General features: G+C 49.4%; 5 protein-coding genes. 2 read left to right on the plus strand and 3 right to left on the minus strand.

The features are described 5' to 3' along the window. A partial coding sequence (locus ACR0P9_RS07020; RefSeq protein WP_432618648.1) for a Na+/H+ antiporter NhaC family protein occupies nucleotides 1-1,332 on the plus strand: 1,332 nt, incomplete at its 5' end. Nucleotides 1,333-1,358: 26 nt separating this feature from the next. Here ACR0P9_RS07020 and ACR0P9_RS07025 read toward each other — a convergent pair. Further along, nucleotides 1,359-2,288, minus strand: coding sequence for a DMT family transporter (locus tag ACR0P9_RS07025; RefSeq protein WP_432618650.1), 930 nt, complete (start codon nucleotides 2,286-2,288; stop codon nucleotides 1,359-1,361). Between the two features lie 254 nt (nucleotides 2,289-2,542). On the opposite strand from ACR0P9_RS07025, the gene ACR0P9_RS07030 reads away from it, so the two are divergent. After that, nucleotides 2,543-3,871: an aspartate kinase gene (locus ACR0P9_RS07030; protein WP_432618652.1), complete on the plus strand. Its 1,329-nt coding sequence runs from the start codon at nucleotides 2,543-2,545 to the stop codon at nucleotides 3,869-3,871. 76 nt (nucleotides 3,872-3,947) lie between these two features. On the opposite strand, the gene ACR0P9_RS07035 is transcribed toward ACR0P9_RS07030, so the two are convergent. Further along, on the minus strand, nucleotides 3,948-4,559 hold the full coding sequence (locus tag ACR0P9_RS07035) for an AAA family ATPase (protein WP_432618654.1): 612 nt from the start codon (nucleotides 4,557-4,559) through the stop codon (nucleotides 3,948-3,950). A gap of 36 nt (nucleotides 4,560-4,595) precedes the next feature. After that, nucleotides 4,596-5,469, minus strand: an 874-nt coding sequence (locus ACR0P9_RS07040; RefSeq protein WP_432618656.1) for a TRAP transporter permease, incomplete at its 5' end; no start/stop codon positions are given.

Below are 5,469 nucleotides of genomic sequence, written 5' to 3' on the forward strand. Positions count from 1 at the left end.
ATTTTGATTTTCCTGATTTTGCTCGGCACAATTGTTGCGCTGATGAATAATGCAGGCGGCTCTGCGGCGTTTGGCGAATGGGCAAAGACACATATCAAGACAAAGGTCGGGGCACAGCTGGCAACCATCCTGCTGGGCATTCTCATCTTTATTGATGATTATTTCAACTGCTTGACGGTTGGCAGCGTCATGCGTCCGGTGACAGATGGACATAAGGTATCGCGTGCTAAGCTGGCATTCTTGATTGATGCTACCGCTGCGCCGGTGTGCATCATTTCTCCGATTTCCTCTTGGGCGGCGGCTGTTTGCGGTTTTGTAGACGGAGAAGACGGCATGAGCCTGTTTGTTAACGCCATTCCGTATAACTTCTATGCCATTCTGATGGTTGTGCTGATGGTCGGCATGGTGCTGGCGAAAGTGGAATTCGGTCCGATGGAGCAGCATGAACGCAATGCAGCGCGCGGCGATCTGTTTTCCAACGGCAATATACAGGTGCAGGAAGACACGATGGCACAGGATGGCAAAAAGGGCAGTGTGGCAGATCTCGTGATTCCGATCATCAGCTTGGTGATCTGCTGCGTCATTGGCATGATTTATACCGGCGGATTTTTCTCCGGTACGGATTTTGTCACGGCATTTTCCAACAGTGATGCTTCTGTCGGTCTGTCTATGGGCAGCTTCTTTGGCTTGGCGATTACGATTCTGCTGTATCAGATTCGCGGCGTCCTGTCCTTCCGTGGCTGCATGGATTGCCTGTCCGAAGGCTTCAAGGCGATGGTTCCGGCAATCTTGATTCTGTCCTTTGCTTGGACGCTGAAGGCAATGACGGATAGTATTGGCTGCAAAGAATTTGTTGCAGGAAGCATGAAGCTGGTTGCTGGTGATTTGCAGATGTTCCTGCCAGCGGTTATCTTCTTGGTGGGCTGCTTCTTGGCATTTGCAACGGGCACCTCGTGGGGCACATTTGGTATTCTGATTCCGATTGTTGTTGCTGTCTTTGAGGGAACCAATCATGAACTGATGCTGATTTCTATTTCAGCGTGCATGGCTGGTGCGGTCTGCGGTGACCATTGCTCTCCGATTTCCGATACAACGATTATGGCATCTGCCGGCGCACAGTGCGATCACATGAATCATGTATCCACGCAGCTCCCGTATGCTGTTCTGACAGCAGTTGTGTCTTGCGCAGCGTATATTTTGGCTGGATTTGTGCAGTCCGCATGGATTGTATTGCCGATTGCCATCGTTGCGATTATCCTGATTATTTTCCTTCTGCGATTTGTGCAGGCACCTAACCGCAAACGGGAAGAAGAATTACAAGAAATGCACTGATGCATGAAAGAAAAAACTGGCATGGATTATTCCATGCCAGTTTTTTTCGCATCAATATTCTTTTGCGGAAATGGGAGCTGTGACACAATCACAGCAGCGAATACAAAAATGCAGCCGAGGAATTCGCGAAGAGAAAAACTCTCGTGTAAAATCAGCCAGCCGGACAGGGCGGCAAAGACGGATTCCAAGCTCATGATTAACGTAGCAGAAGTGGGATCGGTGCGTTTCTGTCCGAGAATTTGCAGCGTATACGCAACGCCGCACGACATCACGCCGCTGTACAAAATCGAGGAGCGCGCCGCAAAAATATGTTCCCATGTTGGTGATTCGCAGATAAACATCAATAGAATGCTGATGCCGCCTGCGGTTAAAAATTGCACACAGGACATCAAAACGCCGTCTACGCCTTTTTCACTGAAGTGGTCAATGACCATGATGTGGATCGAGAAAAAGAATGCACAGCATAAAACCAGCAGATCACCCGCTGAAATGGTGAATTGCTCGGTAAAGCACAGCAGATAAAAGCCAAGCAGGGCAACAGCGACGCAGAACCAAACGATTTTTTGGATTTTCTTGCCGATAAATACGCCGAGCAGCGGGACAATCACAATATACAGCGAGGTAATAAAACCAGCCTTGCCGGATGATGTTGTCATCATGCCGAACTGCTGCAAGTCACCGGCGACGCACAGCACCAGTCCGCAGCAGATGCCGCCGATAAGGGAAATTCGGTCAATCCGATGCTGTACTTCGGGAGAGGGACGCTGAGAAATCGGCTGCATGTGTCTCTGTACTAAGATGACAGGGATGAGCACAAGTCCGCCGAGTATGGTGCGGATGCCCATAAAGGTAAATGGCTGCACATGCTCCATGCCAGTTGTCTGTGCGACAAAGGAAGAACCCCAGATGAGAGCTGTGAGCAGCAGGATCATGTTTCCGGTTGATTTTTTCGTCATAGAATTTCTTCTTTCTTTCAATATTCTTAGATAGTGTACCATATTTCCGTGTTCGGCACAATTGATATTGGTCATTCGGCACGAAATTTCCGTCATGAAACCGAAAAATATTACCGGATTGCACGTAGTTTGCAGGATTGTGAAATTTAGACTTGAAATATGTGCAAAAAGCATGTAAAGTTAAATGTGTATTTTCAAAAGTGCAACTTTCCTGCCAGCGACTGGCAGATAGAAAATTCCGGAGGTTTTCAAACATGAAAAAGGTTGTAAAGTTTGGCGGCAGCTCTCTTGCCAGCGCTGAACAGTTTCAGAAGGTAGGAGAGATCATCCGGGCGGATGAGAGCCGTGTATATGTCGTTCCGTCTGCACCGGGCAAGCGTTTCTCTGACGATACAAAGGTAACCGATATGCTTCTTCACGCATACGATCTGGCAAGTCAGGGCAAGGATATTACCGAGCAGCTGGCTGCCATCAAGGCGCGTTACACGGAGATCATCGAGGGTCTGCATTTGGAGAACTTCTCTCTGGATGAGGATTTCGCTGTTATCGCAGAGCAGCTGCGCACTGATCCGCAGAAGGATTACACGGCATCCCGCGGCGAGTATCTGAACGGTAAGATTATGGCAGCATATCTGGGTATTGAGTTCATCGATGCACAAGACGTCATCTTCTTCAACGAGGAAGGCAATCTGAACCCGTACAAGACAGAGCGTGTTATGAGTGCTCGTCTGGCAGAGGCTTCCAGAGCGGTTATTCCGGGCTTCTATGGTCTGGGCAAGGATGGCAATGTCAAGACTTTCTCTCGCGGCGGCTCTGACGTTACCGGCTCTATCGTAGCACAGGCGTGCAAGGCAGACATCTATGAGAACTGGACCGACGTTTCCGGCTTCCTGGTAGCAGATCCGCGCATCGTAGACGATCCGATCAGCATCCGTTACATCACCTATCGCGAGCTGCGTGAGCTGTCTTACATGGGTGCTTCGGTTCTGCATGAAGAGGCAATTTTCCCGGTTCGTCACTGCGGCATTCCGATCAATATCCGCAACACCAACCGCCCGCAGGATCCGGGTACTTGGATTGTAGAGACCACCGGTCAGAAGCCGGATTATGTTGTAACCGGTATTGCAGGCAAGAAGGGATTCTGCACGATTCTCGTTACCAAGGCCATGATGAACTCTGAGGTTGGATTCGGCCGCAAGGTATTGCAGGCTCTGGAAGACAACAACATTTCCTTCGAGCATATGCCATCCGGCATTGATACCATGACCGTTATCGTACATGAGGACGAGTTCATGAACAAGGAACAGCAGGTTATCTCTGCTATTCATCGTCTGGCAAAGCCGGACAGCGTAGAAATCGAATCTGATTATGCGCTGGTAGCTGTTGTTGGCCGCGGTATGCGTTCTGCCAGTGGAACTGCTGCAAAGCTGTTCTCTTCTCTGGCAAATGCTGGTGTCAATGTTCGCATGATTGACCAGGGTTCGTCTGAACTCAACATCATCATTGGAATCAAGAACGATGACTTTGATAAGGCAATCCGCGCGATCTATGACGGATTTGTAAGAAATCAGCCAAACAAGTAAACGTATGACATAAAAAGTCCGCCGTGTGCGGGATGGTTACCATCCCTTGCACACGGCGGATATTTTTTGCGTTTTTTTACGCGTTTTCGGTCAGCAGGGTATAGAGAATATCAATGCAGTTCTCCACGCCCAGCGTGCCGGTATCCAGACAAATGTTGTAGTTCTTGTACAGACCCATTGGATGGCCGGTGTACTGCTTATAATAGGTCTCGCGCTTCTGATCCTTCTTGACAAGAATTTTCTTCAGCTCCGGAGAATTCGGACGACCTTCCAACTCGGCAGCACGCTCCAAGCGATGCTTTTCATCGGCATACAGGAAAATCTTGAATGCCGGAATACCCTTCTGTGTCAGGATATGATCGGCACATCTGCCGACGATGATGCACGGCTTTTGGGCCAGATTCAGAACGACCTCTCTCTGCGCCTTGAAGATTCCATCATACGAGCTGGAATATACATTCGCATTGTTGAGCAGGCTGTTCATGAACTTGCTTGCTGGGCTCATGTCCTCGCCCTCGCGCACGATGTCTTCTTCGGAATAGCCGCTCTGCTTGGCGGTTTCTTTGACAAAGTCTCTGTCATAGAACGGAATGCCAAGGCGCTCGGACAGACCGGACGCAATGGTACGGCCATAAGCGGCGTATTCACGGCTGATCGTGATAACTGGATACTTGAGTTTTCCTTCCATATCTATACTACCTCCTCTTTTTTGTTTCTCTTGCGTTTATTTTACAACTGCCTTTTGCTTCTTAGACAGGATGTACTGGAATGCCAGACTTGCAAATACAAGAATCAGACCAACCAGATCGGTTGCCAGTGCCGGATGAATCAGCAGCAGACCGCCGACGGCAATAACGATACGAATGATTGCATTCATGTTTGCGAAGCAGTAGCCTTCCAAAGCAGCAGCCAATGCAAAGATGCCGATGAATGCCGTGATGGCAATCTGTACGACCTGAATAGCTGTCGTGTCAATGAGCAGCATAGCCGGATTGAAGCAGAACATATACGGTACGATAAATGCGGCAACAGCAAGTTTGGATGCATTGAATGCCGTCTTCATCGGATTACTCTTAGCAATAGCAGAACCCGCGTAAGCAGCCAGTGCAACTGGAGGAGTAATATCAGCAACGATGCCGAAGTAGAAGACGAAGAAGTGGGCAGCCATAACCGGTACACCCATACGAATCAGAATCGGTGCGGTGGTAGCAGCCATGATGCAGTAGTTCGCGGTAGTCGGAACGCCCATGCCCAAGACAATGCAGCACAGCATGGTCAGAACCAGAGCGACAATCAGGCGGTCACCGGCAACGCTGACAATCGCATTGATGATGTCGTTAGCAAGACCGGTCATGGTAATGGTGCCGGAGATGATACCTGCAACGCCGCAAGCGGCACCGACGGTGATGGCACTCTTGCCGCCAGCTTCCAGTGCTTCCAGAATCTTATGCGGGGTAATGCGATTGTCCTTGTTAAACAGGCTGACAACAACGGTCAAAACGATTGCCAGAGAAGCAGCCTTCTGCATGGTCATAAAGTTGCCGGATACCCAAACAACTAGCATAACCAGCGGGAGCAGCAAATAAATCTTCTTTACG

Origin of the sequence: Butyricicoccus sp., from assembly GCF_050872565.1 — a bacterium.
Lineage (GTDB): Bacteria > Bacillota > Clostridia > Oscillospirales > Butyricicoccaceae > Butyricicoccus_A.

What these genes read in the sequence shown, in the direction of transcription:
- ACR0P9_RS07030 (WP_432618652.1), top strand. Translation starts at nt 2,543, where the DNA reads ATGAAAAAGGTTGTAAAGTTTGGCGGCAGCTCTCTTGCCAGCGCTGAA.
- ACR0P9_RS07035 (WP_432618654.1), bottom strand. Translation starts at nt 4,559, where the DNA reads ATGGAAGGAAAACTCAAGTATCCAGTTATCACGATCAGCCGTGAATAC.
- ACR0P9_RS07025 (WP_432618650.1), bottom strand. Translation starts at nt 2,288, where the DNA reads ATGACGAAAAAATCAACCGGAAACATGATCCTGCTGCTCACAGCTCTC.